At 71.8% G+C, this 20259-nt stretch carries 16 protein-coding genes; 1 reads left to right on the top strand and 15 read right to left on the bottom strand.

The window, feature by feature from the left end:
• Positions 1-26: 26 nt before the first annotated feature.
• The 8 genes from AB6L24_RS31020 to AB6L24_RS30985 all read right to left on the bottom strand — a co-directional run bounded on the left by AB6L24_RS31020 (position 27) and on the right by AB6L24_RS30985 (position 8540).
• Complete coding sequence (locus AB6L24_RS31020; protein WP_405660768.1) at positions 27-770, bottom strand: response regulator transcription factor; 744 nt, start codon at positions 768-770, stop codon at positions 27-29.
• Positions 767-2038, bottom strand: a complete 1272-nt coding sequence (locus tag AB6L24_RS31015; RefSeq protein WP_405663457.1) for a sensor histidine kinase — start codon at positions 2036-2038, stop codon at positions 767-769. Before AB6L24_RS31015 ends, AB6L24_RS31020 begins: the two co-directional genes overlap by 4 nt.
• 29 nt (positions 2039-2067) lie before the next feature.
• Positions 2068-2862 (bottom strand): ABC transporter permease, encoded by a 795-nt coding sequence (locus AB6L24_RS31010; RefSeq protein ID WP_405663454.1) that lies wholly within the window; start codon positions 2860-2862, stop codon positions 2068-2070.
• 107 nt (positions 2863-2969) lie between these two features.
• Positions 2970-3932 carry an ABC transporter ATP-binding protein gene (locus tag AB6L24_RS31005; protein ID WP_405660767.1) on the bottom strand — a complete coding sequence of 321 codons (963 nt, stop codon included), beginning with the start codon at positions 3930-3932 and terminating at the stop codon, positions 2970-2972.
• Between the two features lie 196 nt (positions 3933-4128).
• Complete coding sequence (locus AB6L24_RS31000; protein WP_405660765.1) at positions 4129-6411, bottom strand: hypothetical protein; 2283 nt, start codon at positions 6409-6411, stop codon at positions 4129-4131.
• Between the two features lie 140 nt (positions 6412-6551).
• The gene (locus AB6L24_RS30995) at positions 6552-6905 is read right to left on the bottom strand and encodes a DUF6113 family protein (protein ID WP_380858009.1); all 354 of its coding nucleotides are present in this window, start codon (positions 6903-6905) and stop codon (positions 6552-6554) included.
• A 308-nt stretch (positions 6906-7213) separates the two neighbouring features.
• Positions 7214-8122 (bottom strand): N-acetyl-1-D-myo-inositol-2-amino-2-deoxy-alpha-D-glucopyranoside deacetylase, encoded by a 909-nt coding sequence (mshB, locus tag AB6L24_RS30990; protein WP_405660764.1) that lies wholly within the window; start codon positions 8120-8122, stop codon positions 7214-7216.
• A 223-nt stretch (positions 8123-8345) separates the two neighbouring features.
• Positions 8346-8540 (bottom strand): hypothetical protein, encoded by a 195-nt coding sequence (locus AB6L24_RS30985; protein ID WP_030359751.1) that lies wholly within the window; start codon positions 8538-8540, stop codon positions 8346-8348.
• Between the two features lie 211 nt (positions 8541-8751).
• On the opposite strand from AB6L24_RS30985, the gene AB6L24_RS30980 reads away from it, so the two are divergent.
• Complete coding sequence (locus AB6L24_RS30980; RefSeq protein ID WP_405660761.1) at positions 8752-10923, top strand: prolyl oligopeptidase family serine peptidase; 2172 nt, start codon at positions 8752-8754, stop codon at positions 10921-10923.
• An 828-nt stretch (positions 10924-11751) separates the two neighbouring features.
• Here AB6L24_RS30980 and AB6L24_RS30975 read toward each other — a convergent pair.
• From AB6L24_RS30975 to AB6L24_RS30945, 7 genes are all read right to left on the bottom strand, one after another.
• The gene (locus tag AB6L24_RS30975) at positions 11752-12810 is read right to left on the bottom strand and encodes an ABC transporter ATP-binding protein (protein ID WP_405663451.1); all 1059 of its coding nucleotides are present in this window, start codon (positions 12808-12810) and stop codon (positions 11752-11754) included.
• A 1-nt stretch (position 12811) separates the two neighbouring features.
• Complete coding sequence (locus AB6L24_RS30970) at positions 12812-13831, bottom strand: ABC transporter ATP-binding protein (protein WP_405660758.1); 1020 nt, start codon at positions 13829-13831, stop codon at positions 12812-12814.
• A 5-nt stretch (positions 13832-13836) separates the two neighbouring features.
• Entirely contained in the window at positions 13837-14823 is a 987-nt protein-coding gene (locus tag AB6L24_RS30965; protein ID WP_030359747.1) for an ABC transporter permease, read from the bottom strand.
• Positions 14816-15739 (bottom strand): ABC transporter permease, encoded by a 924-nt coding sequence (locus AB6L24_RS30960; protein WP_405660756.1) that lies wholly within the window; start codon positions 15737-15739, stop codon positions 14816-14818. Before AB6L24_RS30960 ends, AB6L24_RS30965 begins: the two co-directional genes overlap by 8 nt.
• Positions 15740-15806: 67 nt before the next feature.
• On the bottom strand, positions 15807-17435 hold the full coding sequence (locus tag AB6L24_RS30955) for an ABC transporter substrate-binding protein (RefSeq protein ID WP_405660755.1): 1629 nt from the start codon (positions 17433-17435) through the stop codon (positions 15807-15809).
• Between the two features lie 614 nt (positions 17436-18049).
• Positions 18050-19198: an ABC transporter ATP-binding protein gene (locus AB6L24_RS30950; RefSeq protein WP_380857699.1), complete on the bottom strand. Its 1149-nt coding sequence runs from the start codon at positions 19196-19198 to the stop codon at positions 18050-18052.
• Positions 19191-20249, bottom strand: a complete 1059-nt coding sequence (locus tag AB6L24_RS30945) for an ABC transporter ATP-binding protein (RefSeq protein WP_405660754.1) — start codon at positions 20247-20249, stop codon at positions 19191-19193. Before AB6L24_RS30945 ends, AB6L24_RS30950 begins: the two co-directional genes overlap by 8 nt.
• Positions 20250-20259: the final 10 nt, after the last annotated feature.

Raw genomic sequence — 20259 nt, 5'->3', positions numbered from 1 at the left:
CCGCCGACCGCCCCTCCGCCGACCGCTCAGAGCCAGCCCTTCTCGCGGGCGATGCCGACCGCCTCCGCGCGGTTGCGGGCCGCCAGCTTCTGGATGGCCGTCGACAGGTAGTTGCGGACGGTGCCCTGGGAGAGGTGCAGGGCGGCGGCCAGCTCGGCGTTCGTGGCGCCGTCGGCCGCGGCGCGCAGGATCTCGCGCTCGCGTGCCGTCAGCGGGTTGGCGCCCTCGGCCAGGGCGGCGGCGGCCAGGGTGGGGTCGATGACGCGCTCCCCCGCCAGGACCCGGCGCACGGCGTCGGCGAGTTGGGACGCGGGCGCGTCCTTGACCAGGAAGGCGACGGCCCCGGCCTCCATGGCGCTGCGCAGATAGCCGGGCCGCCCGAAGGTGGTGAGCACGACGACCTTCAGCTCCGGCAGGGCCCCGCGCAGCTCCGCCGCCGCCTCGATGCCGGTGCGGCCCGGCATCTCGATGTCCAGGAGCGCCACGTCCACGTCCCCCGCCAGGGCGGCGGCGAGGACCTCGTCGCCGCGGGCGGCCTGCGCGACGACCTCGATGTCCGGCTCCAGGCCGAGCAGCGCGGCGAGCGCCTCGCGGACCATCGACTGGTCCTCGGCGAGGAGCACGCGGATGGGGCGGTCGGGGGCGGGGGTGCCGGGGGCGGGCCCCGTGCCGGGCGCCGACGCCGTCCCGGGGGCGGGCCCCGTGCCGCCGTCCGCCCCGGTCCCGCCCGCTGCCCCAGTGGCCCTCACAGGCCCGTCCGTACCGCTCATGCGGATGATCCTAGGGCGGTGGGCGCGACGCCCTCCTGGGGGCCCGCGACCAGCGGTACGCGCGCCGCGAGCCGGAACCCGGGCCGGTCACCGCCGTGCCACCGCCGCCCGCCGAACACCGCTCCCGCCCCGGCCCCGCCCCCGGACGACACGTCGAGGACCCCGCCGACCGCCTCAAGGCGCTCCGTGAGCCCCGTCAGGCCGTTGCCCTGCCTGCCGGGTCCGCTGCCGGGCGGGAGGCCCACGCCGTCCTCCCCCGGGCCCACCCCGTCGTCCTCGACCGCGAGTTCCAGGAAGGGCCCGGCGAGGGTCTGGTGGCGGGTCAGCGTGACCGCGCAGCGCCGGGCGCCGCTGTGCCGTACGACGTTGGTGACCGCCTCGCGCAGCGCCCAGGCGAGCGCGGCCTCCCGCTCCTCGTCGGGCGCGGCGTCGCCGCCGGGTGCCTCCAGGGGGACGTCGGCGTCGATGCCGGCGGCGGTGAGGGCCGTGCGGGCCCCTGCGAGCTGTCCGGCGAGGGTGAGCCGCCGATAGCCGGTGACGGCCTCGCGCACGTCCACCAGGGCCTGACGGCTGACCTGTTCGATGTCCGCGACCTGCTGGGCGGCCTTGTCGGGGTGGTCGGGGAGCATCCGCCCGGCCAGCTCGCTCTTCAGGGTGATCAGGGACAGGGAGTGGCCGAGCAGGTCGTGCAGGTCCCGGGAGAGGCGCAACCGTTCCTCGTTGGCGGCCAGTTGGGCGACCGTGGCGCGCGCCTGGCGCAGTTCGACGGTGGTGCGGATCAGCTGCCGCACGCCCGTCATCGCGAACCCGACGAGGAGCGTGGTCACGCCGAGGCCGGGGAACAGGTCGGCCGCGTCGGTCTCCCGCGTGCCGATCGCCACCATCAGGAGCGTGACCCCGGGGATGGCCCACACCGCCCGCCGCATCGGAAGCACCGCGCCCGCCGCCACCGCCACGTACACGAACAGACCGAGCCAGGCCGTCCCCATGGTGACGGCGAGGACCACCGCGAGGACGGTGAGCGCCGCGAGCGTCACGTACACCACGCCCCACTCCCGGATCCTCGTGGTGTACCGGAAGACCAGCGTCAGGTAGCAGCCGACGAACGCCGTCAGGCCCAGCGAGCCGAGGACGGTGGCGGTGACGCCGTGGCCGCCGTCGATCAGGTCGTTCACGGGCCCGGCGAGGAAGACCAGCCAGATGCCGATCCAGGCCAGCTTCACGCGGGCCTGGCGGCGGTCGAGGACGGGCTGCCCGAACGCGTGCATGGGGTGTCGGTCGGGGTCGTGTGGTTCGTTCACGCCTTCAGTGTGTCCTTCCGGTACAGCCAGGCCGCGCCGCCCGCGAACAGCAGGAAGTACGCGAGGAGCAGCACGACGTCCCCGGCGTGCGGCGCGCCGCCCAACTCGATGGACCTGCCGAGGGCCGCGTACGCGTGGGTCGGCGTCCAGTCGGCGAGCGTCCGGAGCCAGTGCGGGAACGTGGTGGTCGGCATCCACAGGCCGCCCAGCAGGGACAGGGCGAAGTACAGGATCATCGTGACGGGCCGCACCGCGTCACCCGTGGCGCTGTAGCCGACGGCCACGCCGAGCGCGGCGAAGCAGAGGCTGCCCGCCCAGATGGCGCCGGTGAGGGCCAGCCACTGCCAGGCGTCCAGGCGTACGTCCTTGACGGCGGCGGCGGTCACGAAGACCACCACGATCGACGGCAGGCTGACCACGGCGGCGCTCGCCGTCTTCGCGAGGACGTAGCCGCGCCCCGGCAGGCTGGTCAGCCTGAGCTGGCGCACCCAGCCGCTCTGCCGCTCCTTGGCGATGCGCTCGCTGTTGCCCATCAGGACGGCAGTGAGCGCGCCGAACGACGCCATCGACACCATCATGAACGCGGGCAGCGCGAGGCCGGTCCCGTCGACCTTCGTGGTGCTGTCGGCGCCGCCCGCGATGATCACGAAGAGCAGGGCCGGGTAGATCACGGAGAAGAACAGGAACTTCTTGTTCCGCAGGGCGCGCCTGACCTCCAGGGTGACCAGGGCACCCGAGGTGAAGCGCGGGCCGCCCGCGGTGCGGGGGTTCGGTGTGGCGTGCGTGGTCATGTGGTTCTCCTTGTGAGGCCCGCGGGTGCGGTGCTCCTTCTCCGGGCCGCGGGTGCGGGCGGCCTCGTCGATCGCGACGCTCGTTCCACTCGTTCCGCTCGTCCCGCTCATGCCGACCTCGCCTCCTCCGCCGCCGTGATCGCGACGAAGGCCTGCTCCAGGCCGAGGCCCGCGACCTCCAGGTTCCGCGGGTGGACGCCGAGGCCGTACAGCGCGTACACGGTGGCGTCGGCGTCGGTCGACTGGAGCCGGACGGTGTGGCCGGAGATGTCGAGCGCCGACAGGAACGGCAGCTCCCGCAGCCGCTGTTCGACGGCCGCCGCCCCGTCCGCGCGCAGCTCGTCCAGGTCGAAGCCGATCTTGCGGGCGCCCGCCCGCGCCTTGATCTCGGCGGCCGTGCCGTCGGCGAGGAGCCGGCCGCGGTGCAGCACCAGGACGCGGTCGGCGATCGCGTCGGCCTCCTCCAGGTAGTGCGTGGCGAACAGGACGGCGCGGCCCTGGTCGGCCTGCTCGCGCATGGTCGCCCAGAAGGCCTGGCGCGCGGTGACGTCCATGCCGGTCGTCGGCTCGTCGAGGACGATCAGGTCGTTGGCCCCGGCGGTGGCGAGGGCGAACCGGACGCGCTGCTCCTGGCCGCCGGAGAGCTTGTTGACCCTGCGGTCGGCGATCTGGGCGATCCCGGCGGCGGCGAGGACGTCCTGGACGCGGTACGGCCGCGGGTGCAGGTCGCAGGCGAGCCGGACCAGCTCGCCCACGGTGACCTCGTCCATGAGGCCGCCGGACTGCAGCATCGCGCCGACCCGCCCCGCGGTGATCGCCTCGCGCGGTCCTGTCCCGAACACGCTCACCGTGCCGCTGTCCGGGCGCCGCAGGCCGAGGAGCAGGTCGAGCGTGGACGACTTGCCCGCGCCGTTCGGCCCGAGCAGCGCCACGGTCTCGCCCGGGTACAGGTCGAGGCTGAGCCCGTCCACCGCCACCACGTCGCCGTACGCCTTGGTCACCCGGTCGAAGCGCACGGCGCTGCCGACTGCCCCCGCGGCCGTGCCCGCCGTTGTCTCTGTCGTCGTCATGTGCACCATCGTTGCTGGTCACAGCGGTGCCCCGGCAGTGTCGTGTGTGACAGGACCGGGATGACAGTTGTCATGTCGTACGGGTGACAGAGCGGCGCGGCGACCGGGCGGCGGGCCGTCCGGGGATCGGCGGAGGAACGCGGACGGGCGGGGCGCCTTCCGGCACCCCGCCCGTTTCGTCCCGCTCCGGCTTCGGCTAGCTCGGATTCGTCTCGATCACGCCGTTCCGCTCCGCGGGCGTCTTGCCGCGGAGCGCCTTGCCCATGGCCACGGCGACGTCCGTCGGCTGCACCGGCGTCTTCTTGCCGTTGGCGCGCTGGATCATGATGCCGTCGAACGTGTTGCCGTAGAGCTGCTTGAGCGCCTTGAGGTCGTACGTCTCCGTGAGCCTGCCGCTGCTCGCGGGCTTCGCGCCGAGGATCTGCGGCAGCGACTTGGCCGGGCCGAGCGGGATCGACGCGCTGGTCCCCTTGACGCTGATGGTGACGTTGGCGGACATGGCGGGCTTCGCGAACCGCGTCATGAACGCGTCGACCTCGGCGTCCGAGACCGTGGGCTTGCGGTTGGTGACCGGCACCGCGACCGTGCCCGCGCTGCCCGTCTCGACCTGCTTCTTGTACGCGGCGGCGACGGCCTCGGACGCCTTGGCGGCGTCGATGCCCTTGCCCGCCTTGCCGTAGACGGCGACGGCCTTGCCGGGCACGAACTTGACCGTGCCCTCCTTGGCAGAGCCCGAGCCGCCCGCGGCGCGCTCCAGGGCGGCCGCCAGCTTCTCCTCGTCGACGGGCATCTCGGGCTCGACGACGCGCTCGCCGCCGAAGAGGCCGCCGATCACCGACACCGGGTTGTAGTCGCTGCCCGCGGCGGCGCGCACGGTGGCCTGGCTGTCGAGGGTGAGGCCCGCCTGGTCCGGCTTGAGGGTGACCTGGTCGCCGCCCACCGTCAGCTTCAGGGGCTTGTTGACGCGCTCGCCGAGCGCCGCGTCGAGCTTCTTCACGGCCTCGTCGCGGGTGCCGCCGCCGACGTCGACGCCGAGGACGGTGGTGCCCTTCGGCACGTCGGCGTGGTTCATCAGGAGCCCGGCGCCGTACGCGCCGCAGCCGAGGACGACGACGACTCCGCCGAGCAGGACCACCTTGCTGCGGCCCTTTTTCTTCTTCTTGGCCGCGGGCGCCGCCGGCACGTTCGGCTGCACCGGCTCGGGCAGCTTCGGCGGCGTGTGCGGACCCGGCTCGTCGAGGTGCGCGCCGGGCGCGAACGGCGAGTTCTGCGCGGGCGGGACGACGGGGATGCCGCTGTTCAGCGTGTCGCCGGAGACGTTGCCGCCGGGGCCGCCGGGCACGCCGGGCGCGCCGGAGACGGGCGGACGCTGGCCGGAGGCGGGCTTCTGCGGCGTGAGGATGGCGGTGTCGTCGCTGAGGCGGGGGGTGACGGGGGCGCCGGGGCCGTTGGGGGCGACGGGGTTGCCGGGGCCACCGGGGGCGCCGGGGGCACCAGGTCCTCCGGGGTTGCCGGGGCCACCAGGGGCGCCCTGGCCGCCGGGTCCGCCCGGGCCGTCGCCCAGGGGGCCGCCGTCGGGGAAGGCGTCCGAGCCCGAGCCGTAGCCCGCGCTGCCGTAGAGGTCGGTGCCGTTCGGATAGCCGCCGAGGTCGGGGCCGGGGCCGGGCGGCAGCATCGGGCCGTCGCCGGTGACCGGTCCCCCGGTCGGCCCGACGGGGCTCTGGCCGGAGGCTCCGTACTCGCCCTCGCCGCCGGAGAAGTACGGCAGGTCCCCGCGCTGCGACTCGCCGCCGCGCGGCCCGCCCGAGCCCAGCGGCCCGTTCGCGACGGCACCGGACACGTCGTACGCACCGGTGCCGGACCCTGCGCCCGGACCGCCCGAACCGGAACCGGAAGCGCCGGAAGAGCCGGAGGACGGCGCGCCGGAGGACGGCGTGCCGGAGGACGCCGCGGGGCCCGGTGCGCCCTTCGGGGCGGACTTGCGCGGCGCGAACCAGTCGCTGGCCTTCTCGTCGCCGTCCTCGGCGCCCGCGGCGCCCTGGGGCGCGGCCGGACCCGAAGGGGCGGCACCGGCGGCCGGGGAGGCGGAAGCGGAGGATGCCCCGGTCGCGGAGGGACCCGACAGACCCGTCGTGCCCGCGCCACTGAGAGCGCTCGTGCCCGACCCCGCGCCCCCGGCGCCGTCCGCGCGCCGGTCGTCCGCGCCTCTGTCACCGTCGGCGTCACCGACGGGCGTGCGCATGACGACCGGGGGGATCGGCCGCGAACCGGGGATGTTGATCCGGATGCGGGTGGTCAGCGTGGTCTCGGTCTTGGGTTCGTCGTTCCGCTCGTCGCCGGCACCCCGGCCGACGCCGTCCGGACCGCCCTCGGGCGCGGCGCCCTGTGCGGGCGAGCCGTACGGCGGCGTGCCCGACGGGTACGCGGCCCCCGTGCGTCCCTGGGGACCGGAGGACGAACTGTCAGTTTCACGACTCAAGGCAGGTTCTCCTGGTTGGCTCCACCGCCCGTTTCGACCACTCGGGCGGCTCGGCGGCGCGCACCACCATACTGGCCGCCGCCCACGGTCATCCCGTGACCGGCGTCAAACCCGTGCGGGACACGGGCTCAAGTGGTACGTCACTTGCCAAGTCGGGCGTCGGACGCGCCCGGTTGCGGTGACTGCCCGAGGGTGGCACACATCACAGCCACCCCCATACCGCCCAACAGGAAGACGTACGAGCCGAGACCGGCGCCGAACACGAAGTCGCCCTCCGGCCGCGTCGCGGTGAGCAGCATGACGGCGACGAGCCAGCCCGCGGCGGGCGCGACGGCCCCGCCCCGGGTGCCGGTGGCGCGCGAGCCGCCGTAGAAGGCACCGGCGGAGCCGGCGAGCGCGAGCAGCAACCCGCCGGGGAACCAGCCCTGTTGGGCGAGCGCGCCCGCCACCCCGACGACCGCGCCGAGCAGGAAGAGCCCGGCGTACGCCACCAGGCGCACGGCGTTCAGCGGCTGCGCGAGGAAGCCTCCGGGCGCCGCGGACGCACCGGCACGGCCGGAACCGGCGGCCGGGCGGGCCGGGGTGGCGGCGGCCTTGGCGGCACCGCTCTTGCCGCTTGCGCTCGCCTTGCCGCCCCCGGCCGTCTTACCGCCGGATGTGGACGTATCACTTCCGCTCCCCTTGCCGACGGCTCCGGCGCGGGCCGCCTTGGCCGACTTGCCCGCCTGCACACCGGCTCCCTTGGCCGAGGGCGACGAAGAGGATGAAGAAGACGAAGAGGACGAAGCCCTCGAACGCGCGCTCACTTCGCTCCCTCCGCCACGCCGAGCCCCGCGAAGAGATCCGTCTCGCGTCCGCCGTCCACCGTGCCCGCCTCGCCTCTCACCAGTTCGTAGTACTCCACGTCGAAGATCGGCTGCGCCAGGCCGTTGGACAGGGCGAACAGCCGCTCGTGGACCTCGATCTGGGTCGCGTGGGCGCGCATCGCCGCCGCCTTGGCCGCCCCGAAGGCCCGCCCGTCGATCTCCGTCGTGACGCGCTCGTCGTCGGTGACGCCGGGCACGTCGGCCACCGCGGCGACGGCGGTGAAGGGGGAGGCGGGCAGCTCGTCCGGGAGCCGCCGGAAGCGGTCCTCGACGGTGGTGCGGGGCGCGCGGTTCCAGTAGACCTTGGCGACGGTGTGCGCGTCGCCGAGGTCGGCGCGGAAGGCGGGCTCGGCCGCGAGCTCGACGGCGCGCATGGCGACGCGGTGGGCCTGGATGTGGTCGGGGTGGCCGTAGCCGCCGTCCGGGTCGTACGTGACGAGCACCTGCGGGCGCAGTTCGCGGATCACCTCGACGAGGTCGGCCGCCGCCTCGTCGACGTCGGCGGACCAGAAGGCGCCGGGGCGGTGGTTCTGCTCGGTGCCCATCATCCCGGAGTCGCGGTGGCGGCCGGGGCCGCCGAGGAAGCGGTGGTCGGTGACGCCGACCTCCTTCATCGCGGCGGCGACCTCACCGATGCGGTGGGCGCCGAGCGTGTCCTCGCGGTCGGCGGCCAGATGGGCGAGGTCGGGCGGGATGACCTCGCCCTCCTCGCCGAGCGTGCACGTCACCACCGTGACTCGGGCGCCCTCGGCCGCGTACTTGGCCATGGTCGCGCCATTGTTGATCGACTCGTCGTCGGGGTGCGCGTGCACGAGCAGCAGGCGCCGGGCGGGCTGTTCCGTCATGGGAACAGCCTACGAGCCCGGAGCGCGCCCGCCGCGGGCCCGCGAGCCCCTCGCGCCCGCTCGCCTCCCGCTCCCCCCGGCCTCGGGCCCGCCCGCCCCGGTACTCCCCTCTCTGCCCCCTTTGTCCCCCTCTGCCCCTTGACCACCGGGCCCCCCTCCCCCTGTCCCCCCGCTCCCCTCGCCAGACCGAGTCCGGCCGCGGCGGCCCGTACCGCGGATGCCGTCAGAACTTGATGTCCTCGATGACCCCCGCCAGGTTCGTCGACAGCTCATCGATGGTCGGCGCGAGCGACGAGCTGGCCAGATAGAAGCCGAGCAGCGCACAGACGATCGCGTGGATCGTCTTGAGCCCCTGTTTCCGCACCAGCATGACCACGATGATCGCCAGCAGCAGCACCACCGATACCGAGAGTGCCACGGCGGTTCACCTCCCATTCCCATCACGCGACAACGTTCCGACCGACTGCCCCGAGCCGCCTCGGGACCGCCCCCTGCGTCCGGCCGACAGGACCCAACTCGCCGTGCCAGCAAGGTCATACCCACCAAGCGCTACGGATCATAACTATGTGTCGAGCCACATGAGTCGGAGCACCGCAGCACAAGGGGCGCATGAGCCATAGGCTCGGGGAATGACCACCGAGACCCCGGAAACCGACGGGCCCCAGGACGGTGCCGCGCAGCGGCTTTCGTTCCCGCGCCAGCACGCCCGCACGCAGCGCTTCTCCCTGGGCGCGCCGCGCGCCTTCACCGTGGCCCCCGACGGCTCCCGCGTCGTCTTCGTCCGCTCCGCGTCCGGCACGGACCGGACGGGCGCGCTCTGGGTCCTCGACCTGTCCGACGGCGGCGCCGAGCGGGTCGCCGCCGATCCGCGGGCGCTGCTCGACGGCTCCGCGGAGCGGCTGTCGGCGGCGGAGCGGGCGCGGCGCGAGCGCAGCCGCGAGGGCGGATCCGGCATCGTCGGGTACGCCACCGACGCGGCCGTGGAGCTCGCCGCCTTCGCCCTGTCGGGCCGCCTCTTCGTCGCGGAGCTGCGCGCGGGCACCGCCCGCGAACTGTCCGCCCCCGCCCCGGTGATCGACCCGCGACCCTCGCCGGACGGACGGCATGTCGCGTACGTGTCCGCGGGTGCCCTGCGCGTCACGGGCGCCGACGGCACGGGCGACAGGGCGCTCGCGGCGCCGGACGCGGTCGAGGCGGACACCGTGACGTACGGGCTCGCCGAGTTCATCGCGGCCGAGGAGATGGACCGCCACCGCGGCTTCTGGTGGTCGCCGGAGTCCGACCGGCTGCTCGTCGCGCGGGCCGACGACGCGCCCGTACAGCGCTGGTGGATCGCCGACCCGGCGCACCCGGACCGGGAGCCGACGTCGGTCGCCTATCCGGCGGCCGGCACCGACAACGCCGACGTACGGCTCTTCGTGGTCGGCCTGGACGGGGTGCGCACCGAGGTCGCGTGGGACCGGGCGCGCTATCCGTATCTGGCGCGGGTGCACTGGTCGGCGGACGGGGCGCCGCTGCTCCTCGTCCAGGCCCGGGACCAGCGCAGCGCGCTGTATCTCGCGGTGGACCCCGACAACGGCTCGACGCGGATGGTGCACGCCGACGAGGACGCCGACTGGCTCGAACTCTTCCCCGGTTCGCCCTCCTGGTCGCCCAGCGGGCGGCTCGTGCGCATCGCCGACGAGGGTGGCGCGCGCGTCCTCGCCTGGGGCGAGCGGCCGCTGACGGGCCCTCAGCTGCATGTCCGCGCCGTGCTCGACGTGACCGAGGACTCCGCGCTGATCTCGGCGTCCGCGGGTCCCGGCGCCGCCGGTCCGGAGATCGGCGAGGTGCATGTCTACCGCGTCAACGAACTCGGCGTGGAGCGGGTCTCGCAGGAGCCCGGGGTGCACTCGGCGGTCCGCGCGGGCGAGGTCACCGTGCTGGTTTCGGCCACTCTTGACCGTCCCGGCTCACGGGTGTCCGTGCTGCGCGACGGCAAGCAGGTGGCGACCGTCGCCTCGCACGCCCAGCGCCCGGGGCTCACCCCGCGCGTGACGCTTCTCGAAGGGGGCGCGCGGCGGGTTCCGTGCGCCGTGCTGCTCCCCACCGGGTACGAACCGGCGGACGGGCCGCTTCCCGTACTCATGGATCCGTACGGCGGTCCGCACGGGCAGCGTGTGATGAAGGCCCACAACGTCTATCTGACCTCGCAGTGGTTCGCCGACCAGGGCTTCGCCGTCGTCGTCGCCGACGGGCGCGGGACGCCGGGGCGGTCGCCTGCCTGGGAGAAGTCCGTCAAGGGCGATCTCACCCGGACCCTCGACGACCAGGTCGAGGCGCTGCACGCGCTCGCCGAGCGCTTTCCGCTCGACCTCGGCCGGGTCGCCATGCGCGGGTGGTCCTTCGGCGGCTATCTCTCCGCCATGGCCGTCCTGCGCCGGCCCGACGTCTTCCACGCCGCCGTCGCGGGGGCGCCCGTCACCGATCTCCGTCTCTACGACACCCACTACCAGGAGCGGTACCTGGACGATCCGCGGACCTCGCCCGAGGCCTATCGCAACAGCTCGCTCGTCTCCGACGACGGGCTCGTCGATCCCGGGGAGCCGCATCGGCCCATGCTCATCGTGCACGGGCTCGCCGACGACAACGTGGTCGTCGCGCACGCGTTGCGGCTGTCCTCGGCGTTGCTCGCCGCCGGGCGGCCGCACGAGGTCCTGCCCCTCTCCGGGGTCACCCATATGACCCCCCAGGAACAGGTGGCCGAAAACCTCCTGCTGCTCCAGGTCGACTTCCTGAAGCGCGCGCTGTCCCTGAACTGACCGCGCCCGTCCACGGCCCGCCGGCCGCGGGGGTGACCGGTCGGGGTGACATGGCGCACCCCGACCGGTCCAACGGCACCCGCACGGCCGTACTCCCCACCCTGCCCGCCCCATGTCTCCCCCACGGGTCAACGGGGTTGCCCACATGTTTCCTCGTCCCCCAACCCCACCCCTTCCCGAAACCGGGGCTCCGCCCCTGGACCCCGTAGGCGGTCGTCCCGTGGCGGTGGGACAGTCCTCCCCCGAATCGGCGCTCCGCGCCTCGTCCTCAAACGCCGGACGGGCTGAGATATCCCCCGCGGGGCGGGCCGGAAAGACACTGCGGAGCAGAGCAGAGCTGCGGGGCAAGGCTGAAGCGCGGAGCAGGGCTGGGATGCGAGGCAAGGCTGAATCACGGGACCGGGTTGGGCTGCGGGGCTGGGCCGAAGTGCGGTGTGAGCCGTTTCGCGGCTGAAGGTGCCGGGCTGTTGCGCAGCAAGGTGCAAGTTCGGACGGGCGGGCGGGAGAAAGCCCGTCCGGCGCTTGAGGACGAGCGCGCAGCGCGACCGGCGGTGCCCCCGGCGGGGCTGAGGGTGCCGGGCTGTCGCTCGGCTGGTCCAAGTTTGGGCGGGCGGGTGGGAGAAAGCCCGTCCGGCGCTTGAGGACGAGCGCGCAGCGCGACCGGCGGTGCCCCCGGCGGGGCTGAGGGTGCCGGGCTGTTGCTCGGCTGGTCCACGTTTGGGCGGGTGGGCGGGAGAAAGCCCGTCCGGCGCTTGAGGACGAGGCGCGGAGCGCCGATAGCGGGGGAGGACTGTCCCACCCGCCACGGGACGTCCAGAGAGCCGCCGCTCACGGCACCACGTGCTTCTCCTCCGCGAAATGACAAGCAGAATCATGCTCCGCAGGCCCCCCGACCCCCCGGAACTCCGCCGGAACGGCAAGGGCAGGCACCTCAAGCGCACACCGCTCCTGCGCCTTCCAGCACCGCGTCCGGAACCGACACCCGGAAGGGGGATTCGCGGGCGACGGCACATCCCCGCTCAGAATGATCCGCTCACGGTGCTCCCGGGCATCCGGATCGGGCACGGGCACGGCGGACAGCAGCGCCTGCGTGTAGGGATGCGTCGGATGCTCGTAGATCTCGGCGTCGGTCCCGGTCTCGACGATCCGCCCGAGGTACATGACCCCGACCCGGTCGGAGATGTGCCGCACGATGGACAGGTCGTGGGCGATGAACACGTACGAGAGGTGGAATTCGCTCTGCAGCCGATCGAGAAGGTTGACGACCTGCGCCTGGACGGAGACGTCGAGCGCGGAGACGGGCTCGTCGGCGACGATGACCTCGGGCCGCAGCGCGAGCCCGCGGGCGATGCCGATGCGCTGCCGCTGACCGCCGGAGAACTGGTGGGGGTAGCGGTTGATGTACTCGGGGTTGAGCCCGACGACGTCGAGGAGTTCCTGGACCTTGGCGCGCCGCGACCCCTTGGGGGCGACTTCGGGGTGGATCTCGTAGGGCTCCCCGATGATGTCGCCGACGGTCATGCGGGGGTTCAGGGACGTGTAGGGGTCCTGGAAGACCATCTGGATGTTGCGCCGGACGGCCTTGAGGGCCCGCCCGGACAGCTTGGTGATGTCCTCGCCCTTGTACTGGATCTCCCCGGCGGTGGGCCGCTCCAGGTTGACGAGCATCTTGGCGACGGTGGACTTCCCGCAGCCGGACTCCCCGACGATGCCGAGGGTCTCCCCGGCGCCGAGTTCGAAGTCGACGCCGTCGACGGCCTTGACGGCGCCGATCTGCCGTTTGATGAGGATGCCCTGCGTGAGCGGGTAGTGCTTGACGAGCCCGCGCACCCGGAGGAGCGGCTCGGTCGTGACCGGCTTCTCGGCCACGCCCGCCGTCTTGGCCATGTCAGCCACGGAGGGTCTCCTTCCAGAAGTGGCAGGCACTGCGCCGCTCCGCGGTGAGTCCCTCGTACGTGACCTGCGCGAGCGGCGGGACGTCGGTGCGGCACACGTCCTGGGCCATCGGGCAGCGCGGGTTGAAGGCGCAGCCCGGCGGGATGTTCATGAGGTTGGGCGGCAGGCCCTTGATGGCGAAGAGGTCCTGGCCCTTCTGGTCCAGGCGCGGGATGGATTCGAGCAGGCCCTTGGTGTACGGGTGCGCGGGGGCCTTGTAGATCTCGTGCACGGGGGCCTTCTCGACGATGCGGCCCGCGTACATGACGGCGATGGTGTCGGCGACGTCGGCGACCACACCGAGGTCGTGGGTGATCAGGATGAGGCCCATGTTCAGCTCGCGCTGGAGCTCGGCGAGGAGTTCCATGACCTGGGCCTGGACGGTGACGTCGAGGGCGGTGGTGGGCTCGTCGGCGATGATCAGGGAGGGTTCGAGCGCCATCGCCATGGCGATCATGATGCGCTGGCGCATGCCGCCGCTGAACTGGTGCGGGTACTGGGTGACGCGTTCCTTGGCGGCCGGGATGCGGACCCGGTCCATCAGCTCGACGGCCTTGGCGCGGGCGTCCTTGCGGGACATCCCGCGGTGCACGACGAACATCTCGCCGAGCTGGTCGCCGACGCTGAGCACGGGGTTCAGGGAGCTGAGGGCGTCCTGGAAGATCATGGCCATGCCCGCGCCGCGGATCTTGCGCCGCTCGTCCTCCTTGAGCCCGAGCAGGTCCTTGCCCTGGAAGAGGATCTCGCCGGAGGTGATGCGGCCCGGCGGGATGTCGAGGATGCCCATGACGGCCTGCGCGGTGACGGACTTGCCGGAGCCGGACTCGCCGAGCACGGCGAGGGTCTCGCCCGCGTCCACGGCGTAGTCGACGCCGTTGACGGCCTTGGCGACGCCGTCGCGGGTCCTGAACTCCACGTGCAGGTCGCGGACTTCGAGCAGCTTGGCTGCCGTACCGGATTCCGTGTTCGCCATGGGCGCTACCTCAGCTTCGGGTCGAGGGCGTCGCGCACCGCGTCGCCGAGCATGATGAACGCGAGCACGGTGACCGCGAGGGCGCCCGCGGGCCAGAGCAGCATGTGCGGGGCGTTGCGGATGTACTGGGACGCCGCGGAGATGTCGATGCCCCAGCTCACCGTGGGGGGCTTCAGGCCGACGCCCAGGTAGGACAGGGTGGCCTCGAGGGCGATGTAGGTGCCGAGGGCGATGGTCGCGACGACGATGACCGGGGCGACGGCGTTGGGCGTGATGTGCCGGAGCAGCATCCGGGAGTTGGAGGCGCCGAGGGCGCGGGCGGCCTGGACGTAGTCGTTCTGTTTGGCGGTGATGACGGAGCCGCGGGCGATGCGGGAGATCTGCGGCCAGCCGAGCAGCACCATGAAGCCGATCACGGGCCAGACGGTGTTGCTGGTGACGACGGAGAGCAGCACCAGGCCGCCGAGGACGACGGGGATCGCGAAGAAGATGTCGGTGATGCGGGAGAGGATCGCGTCCCACACGCCGCCGAAGAACCCGGCGAGCCCGCCGAGCACGCTGCCGAGGACCGCGACGCCGAGGGTGGCGCAGACGCCGACGGTGACGGAGGAGCGGGCGCCGTACACGGTGCGCGTGTAGACGTCGCAGCCCTGGCCGTTGAAGCCGAAGGGGTGGCCGGGCGAGGAGCCCTTCTGGGCGTTGGCGAGGTCGCAGTCCAGGGGGTCGCCGGAGGCGATCGCGGAGGGCCAGAGAGAGATGAAGACCAGGAAGAGGATGATCAGGCCCGAGATGACGAAGACCGGGTTGCGGCGCAGGTCGTGCCAGGCGTCGGACCACAGGCTGCGGGCGGGCGCGGCGGCGCCGGTGCCGCCGGGTCCGCCTTCGGGGCCGCCCGGGGCCAGCGTCGTCGCCTCACTCGCCGCGAGGTCCATCGCGCCGCCCGCGCCGGTCCCTGCGATGGCGCCCTCGGCGGGCTCATGGGGTTCAGGCATAGCGGATCCTCGGGTCGAGTACGGCGTACAACAGGTCGACGATCAGGTTCGCAAGCAGGAAGACGAGGACGAGCACCGTCACGAACCCGACGACGGTCTGGGTGCTCTGCCGCAGGATCCCCTGGTAGAGCTGGAAGCCGACGCCGTGGATGTTGAAGATCCGCTCGGTGACGATGGCGCCGCCCATGAGCGCGCCCACGTCCGTGCCGATGAAGGTGACGACCGGGATCAGTGAGTTGCGCAGCAGGTGCTTGGTGATCACGCGGCGCCGCGGCAGGCCCTTCGCCACGGCCGTGCGGACGTAGTCGGCGCGGCGGTTCTCGGCGATGGAGGTCCGGGTGAGGCGGGTGACGTACGCCAGGGAGACGGACGCGAGCACGAGTCCCGGCACGATCAGTTCGTCGACGGTCGCCTCGGTCGACACGGACGGTTTGATGACGCCCCACTCGACGCCGAGCAGCAGTTGCAGGAGCAGACCGGTCACGAACGTGGGGATGGAGATGACCACGAGCGTCAGGAGCAGCACGACCGTGTCGACGGGCTTGCCGCGCCGCAGGCCGGTGAGGACGCCCAGCGAGATGCCGATGACGATCTCGAAGACGATGGCGACGAGGGTGAGCCTGAGGGTCACGGGGAACGCCGAGGACATCAGCTCGGTGACCTTCTGGCCGTTGAAGGCGGTGCCGAAGTCGCCGGTGAAGACGTTGCCCATGTACGTCGCGTATTGCTGCCACACGGGCTTGTCGAGGCCGAACTCCTTCTTCAGCTGGGCGGCCGTCGCGGGGTCGCACTTGCGGTCGCCGCAGAGGCCCGCGATGGGGTCGCCCATCACGTTGACCATCAGGAAGATCAGCAGGGTGGCGCCGAAGAAGACCGGGATCATCTGCAGCAGACGCCGGATCACATAACGACCCATGGGGCTCGCTCCAGGAGTAGTGGGAGCGGCCGCCCGGCGGGGGTGCCGGACGGCCGCTCCACCGGCGTCAGTTGACCTTGATCTCCGAGTAGACCGGCACGCTGAACTGGTTCAGCGCGACGTCGGAGACCCGGTCCGAGTAGCCGGCGCTGCCGTTCTGGTACCAGAGCGGGATGGCGGGCATGTCCTTGGCGAGGATCTTCTCGGCGTCCTGGAACTTGGTGACGGCCTTGGCGGCGTCCGTCTCCCCGTTGGCCTCGTTGATGAGCTTGTCGAAGTCCTTGTCGGAGTACTTGCCGTCGTTGGACGAGGCGTCCGTGTAGTAGTTCGGCTCCAGGAAGTTCTGGATCAGCGGGTAGTCCATCTGCCAGCCCGCGCGCCAGGCCCCGTCGAGCTTCTGCTGGGACGCCTGGCTGCGGAAGTCGGCGAAGGTGCCGATGGGGTTGCCGACGCAGGCCTTGTCGTTGCCGAGGGCCCGGTTGATGGAGTTGCAGACGGCGTCCACCCACTCCTTGTGCGAGCCGGTGTCGGCGTTGTACGAGATCTTGAGGGTCCCCCCGGGAATGCCGCCCCCTTCCTCGACGAGCTTCTTCGCCTCCGCCGCGTCGTACTCGCACCACTCACCGCACACGCTGTCGCTGTAGCCGCCCTCCTCACCGAGCACCGGCGAGGTCCAGTCCTTGGCGGGCGTGCGGGTCTTCTGGAAGATCGTGTCGGTGATCTGCTCGCGGTTGATGGCCCGGGAGAGCCCCTGCCGGACCTTCTCCGACCCCGCCTTGTCCCACTTCTTGTCGTAGAAGGGGAAGGCGAGGGTCTGGATGATGCCGGCGGGGGTGTTGATGTACCGGTCCCCCAGGTCGCTCTTCACGTTCTTCAGCTGCGAGGCCGGAACGTCGTCGACGAGATCGAGGTTCCCCGCCATCAGATCCGTGTAGGCGGTGTTGTTGTCGGTGTAGACCTTGAGGTCCACGCCCCCGTTCTCCGCCTTGTCGTCCCCCTTGTAGCCGTCCCACTTCCTGAGCTCCATCTTGGAGCCCTTCTGGTACGACTTCACGGTGTACGGGCCGTTGCCGACGGGCTTGGACAGCCAGGCCGCGTGGTCGTCGAAGAACGCCTTGGGCAGCGGCGCGAAGGAGGGGTAGCCGAGGGTCTCGGGCCAGGTGGAGAACTTCTGCGTGAGCTTCACGGTGAAGGTCTTGGGGTCGACGACCTTGAGCCCGGACAGGGTCTCGGCCGTCGCGTCGCCCTTCTCCGGGTGCACCTCGGCGTACCCCTCGATGTACCCGAAGAAGTAGGCGTTCTTCTGGTTGTTCTTGAGGTGCGCCCCGTAGTTCCAGGCATCGACGAACGACTTGGCGGTGACGTCCTCACCGTTGCTGAACTTCCACCCGTCCTTGAGCTTGACGGTGAAGTTCTGCGAGTCCTTGCTCTCGATGGACTCGGCGATCATGTCCTTGGCCTCGCCGGTCTTCGGGTCGTACCGCTTCAGCCCCCGGAAGACCATGTCCAGGACCTTCCCGCCCTGGACCTCGTTCGTGTTCGCGGGCTCCAGCGGGTTCTGCGGATCCCCCCAGGACGACCCCACCACCCCGGAGCCGTCGCCGCCGCCACCGCTGCTCCCGCCCCCACAGGCCGTCGCCGCGAGTGCGACGGCCACCGCACCAGCGGCCCACTTGGCGTGCGTGGCTCCACGCATGGAGTGCCTCCTCGATCGCTCTGCGCGCCGACAGTGCGCGCGTTACCGCAAATATCGCGGCAGAGCGGACGAATCGCACATTTAGCCCGGCCGTATGAGGGGGAGGCCATCCGGATGCCGCATTCCGGGCCAAGAAGGGCTCGCTAGCCTGGGCGCATGGACTACGCCACGATGCGGGCGATCGCCGAGCAGCTCGGGGCCTACGCCGAGCAGTTCGAGGGCTCCTGGCGCGTCGAAATCGGCCCTTCCGGACCGATCCTGTCCATGACGTGCCCGTCTAAGAGGCACGCAGGCACAGTCCGCCGCATCCGCAGACAACTCCACGACCAGCTCCTCGCCACCCACCCCGGCTACATCTGCGCCAACGGCCCCGAGATCGAGCACTACCTGATCGTCGACCCCAGGAAGGGCACCGTCGAGGTGCACTCCGAGCCGTGCGGGACGCATTACGGGGAGAAGGAGCCCTACATCTTCGGCGACCAGGTCCCCCTGGGCCCCTGGACCGTGGACACGTCTGCCTTCCGGCGCTACGGAAAGACGGACCGCTGGCCGCGACGAAACGTGCGTGTGCCCCGCCGGGCTTGCCGGCGGGGCACACGCACAGCACCACGGCGCTACGCCGCGTGCACCACGTCCTTCTCCTCCGCGAAGTGGCACGCCGACTCGTGGGCGGCGGGCGTGTCCTTGCCCACGAAGCGCTCCGGGATCGCGAGGAGCGGGATCTCCTCGGCGCAGCGGTCCTGGGCCTTCCAGCAGCGGGTGCGGAAGCGGCAGCCCGAGGGCGGGTTGGCCGGGGACGGCACGTCGCCGGTGAGGATGATGCGCTCGCGGCCCTCGCGGGCCTCCGGGTCGGGGACCGGGACGGCCGAGAGGAGCGCCTGCGTGTACGGGTGCGTCGGGTGGTCGTAGATCTGCTCGTCGGAGCCGATCTCGGCCATCTTGCCGAGGTACATCACACCCACGCGGTCCGAGATGTGCCGGACGATCGACAGGTCGTGCGCGATGAAGAGGTAGGACAGGTTGAACTCGTCCTGGAGCTTCTCCATCAGGTTGATGACCTGGGCCTGGACGGACACGTCCAGGGCCGAGACCGGCTCGTCGCAGATGATGATCTCGGGGTTGAGCGCCAGGCCGCGCGCGATGCCGATGCGCTGGCGCTGACCGCCCGAGAACTGGTGCGGGTAGCGGTTGATGTACTCGGGGTTGAGGCCGACGACGTCGAGGAGCTCCTGGACCTTGCGGCGGCGGTCACCCTTCGGTGCCACCTCCGGGTGGATCTCGAAGGGCTCCCCGATGATGTCGCCCACCGTCATACGGGGGTTGAGCGAGGTGTACGGGTCCTGGAACACCATCTGGATGTTCCGGCGGACGGCCTTGAGCGCCCGGCCGGACAGCTTGGTGATGTCCTGGCCCTTGTAGAAGACCTCGCCCGCGGTGGCCTGCTCCAGGGTCATGAGCAGCTTGGCCACCGTCGACTTGCCGCAGCCCGACTCGCCCACGATGCCGAGCGTCTCGCCCTGGTAGAGGTCGAAGGAGATCCCGTCGACCGCCTTCACCGCCCCGACCTGGCGCTTGACGATGACGCCCTGGGTGAGCGGGAAGTGCTTCACCAGGTTGCGGACCTGGAGGATCGGCTCGCCGCGCTCGGCGGGGGCCTCGATGGCGGCCACCGCCTGCTCGGGCGTCTCCGCGTCGACCGTTTCCACCTCGGAGACGTTCGGCGTGGCGTCCGTCGGCTCGTCGTTCTTGCTGACCTCAGCCATGGATCGTCTCCTTCCAGAAGTGGCAGGCGCTGCCGCGGCCCACGAGCTCCGCGCCGTCCCGCTCCGTCACCGGAACCAGCGGCGGTACATCCGTGCGGCAGATGTCCGTCGCCTTGGGGCAGCGCGGGTTGAACGCGCAACCCGAGGGGATCTTCAGGAGGTTGGGCGGCAGGCCCTTGATCGCGTAGAGCTCCTGGCCCTTCTGGTCCAGGCGCGGGATCGAGTCGAGCAGACCGCGCGTGTACGGGTGCGCGGGCCGCTTGTACAGCTCGTGCACCGGCGCCGTCTCCACGATCCGGCCCGCGTACATGACGGCGATCTTGTCCGCCACGTCCGCGACCACACCGAGGTCGTGGGTGATGAGGATCAGACCCATGTTGTACTCGCGCTGGAGCTCGGCGAGCAGGTCCATGACCTGCGCCTGGACCGTCACGTCGAGCGCCGTGGTCGGCTCGTCGGCGATGATCAGGTCCGGCTCCAGGGCGAGCGCCATCGCGATCATGATGCGCTGGCGCATACCGCCGGAGAACTGGTGCGGGTAGTCGCTCACCCGCTGCTTGGCGGCCGGGATCTTCACCCGGTCCATCAGCTCGACGGCCTTGGCCTTGGCCTCCTTGCGGGACAGGCCCTCGTGCACCCGGAACATCTCGCCGAGCTGGTAGCCGACGGAGAGCACCGGGTTCAGGGACGAAAGCGCGTCCTGGAAGATCATCGCGATCTTGCGGCCGCGGATCTTCCTGCGCTCCTCGTTGGACATCTTCAGCATGTCCTGACCCCGGAAGACGATCTCGCCCTGCGGGATCTTTCCGGGCGGCATGTCGAGGATGCCCATGATGGCCTGCGCGGTCACGGACTTGCCCGAGCCGGACTCGCCGAGCACGGCGAGCGTCTCGCCCGCGTCCACGCTGTAGTTGACGCCGTTGACGGCCTTGACCACACCGTCGCGGGTGTGGAACTCGACGTGCAGGTCCTTCACGTCGAGCAGCCGGCCGCTCTTCTCCTCGCCCGAGCGGGGGGCGGGGACGTCCGCGGTTTTCTCTGTGATCGTCACGTACGCCTCC

The sequence above is a fragment of the Streptomyces sp. RK9 genome (genome assembly GCF_045070545.1).
Classification (GTDB): Bacteria; Actinomycetota; Actinomycetes; order Streptomycetales; family Streptomycetaceae; genus Streptomyces; species Streptomyces alboflavus.
The sequence above is the reverse complement of the archived record's forward strand: the minus strand, read 5'-3'. Positions and strand labels throughout refer to the sequence as shown.

Bases quoted from the DNA above. Each gene is read 5' to 3' on its own strand.
- AB6L24_RS31020 (WP_405660768.1), bottom strand. From the start codon at position 770: ATGAGCGGTACGGACGGGCCTGTGAGGGCCACTGGGGCAGCGGGCGGG.
- AB6L24_RS31015 (WP_405663457.1), bottom strand. From the start codon at position 2,038: ATGCACGCGTTCGGGCAGCCCGTCCTCGACCGCCGCCAGGCCCGCGTG.
- AB6L24_RS31010 (WP_405663454.1), bottom strand. From the start codon at position 2,862: ATGACCACGCACGCCACACCGAACCCCCGCACCGCGGGCGGCCCGCGC.
- AB6L24_RS31005 (WP_405660767.1), bottom strand. From the start codon at position 3,932: ATGACGACGACAGAGACAACGGCGGGCACGGCCGCGGGGGCAGTCGGC.
- mshB (WP_405660764.1), bottom strand. From the start codon at position 8,122: ATGACGGAACAGCCCGCCCGGCGCCTGCTGCTCGTGCACGCGCACCCC.
- AB6L24_RS30980 (WP_405660761.1), top strand. From the start codon at position 8,752: ATGACCACCGAGACCCCGGAAACCGACGGGCCCCAGGACGGTGCCGCG.
- AB6L24_RS30975 (WP_405663451.1), bottom strand. From the start codon at position 12,810: ATGGCCAAGACGGCGGGCGTGGCCGAGAAGCCGGTCACGACCGAGCCG.
- AB6L24_RS30970 (WP_405660758.1), bottom strand. From the start codon at position 13,831: ATGGCGAACACGGAATCCGGTACGGCAGCCAAGCTGCTCGAAGTCCGC.
- AB6L24_RS30965 (WP_030359747.1), bottom strand. From the start codon at position 14,823: ATGCCTGAACCCCATGAGCCCGCCGAGGGCGCCATCGCAGGGACCGGC.
- AB6L24_RS30960 (WP_405660756.1), bottom strand. From the start codon at position 15,739: ATGGGTCGTTATGTGATCCGGCGTCTGCTGCAGATGATCCCGGTCTTC.
- AB6L24_RS30955 (WP_405660755.1), bottom strand. From the start codon at position 17,435: ATGCGTGGAGCCACGCACGCCAAGTGGGCCGCTGGTGCGGTGGCCGTC.
- AB6L24_RS30950 (WP_380857699.1), bottom strand. From the start codon at position 19,198: ATGGCTGAGGTCAGCAAGAACGACGAGCCGACGGACGCCACGCCGAAC.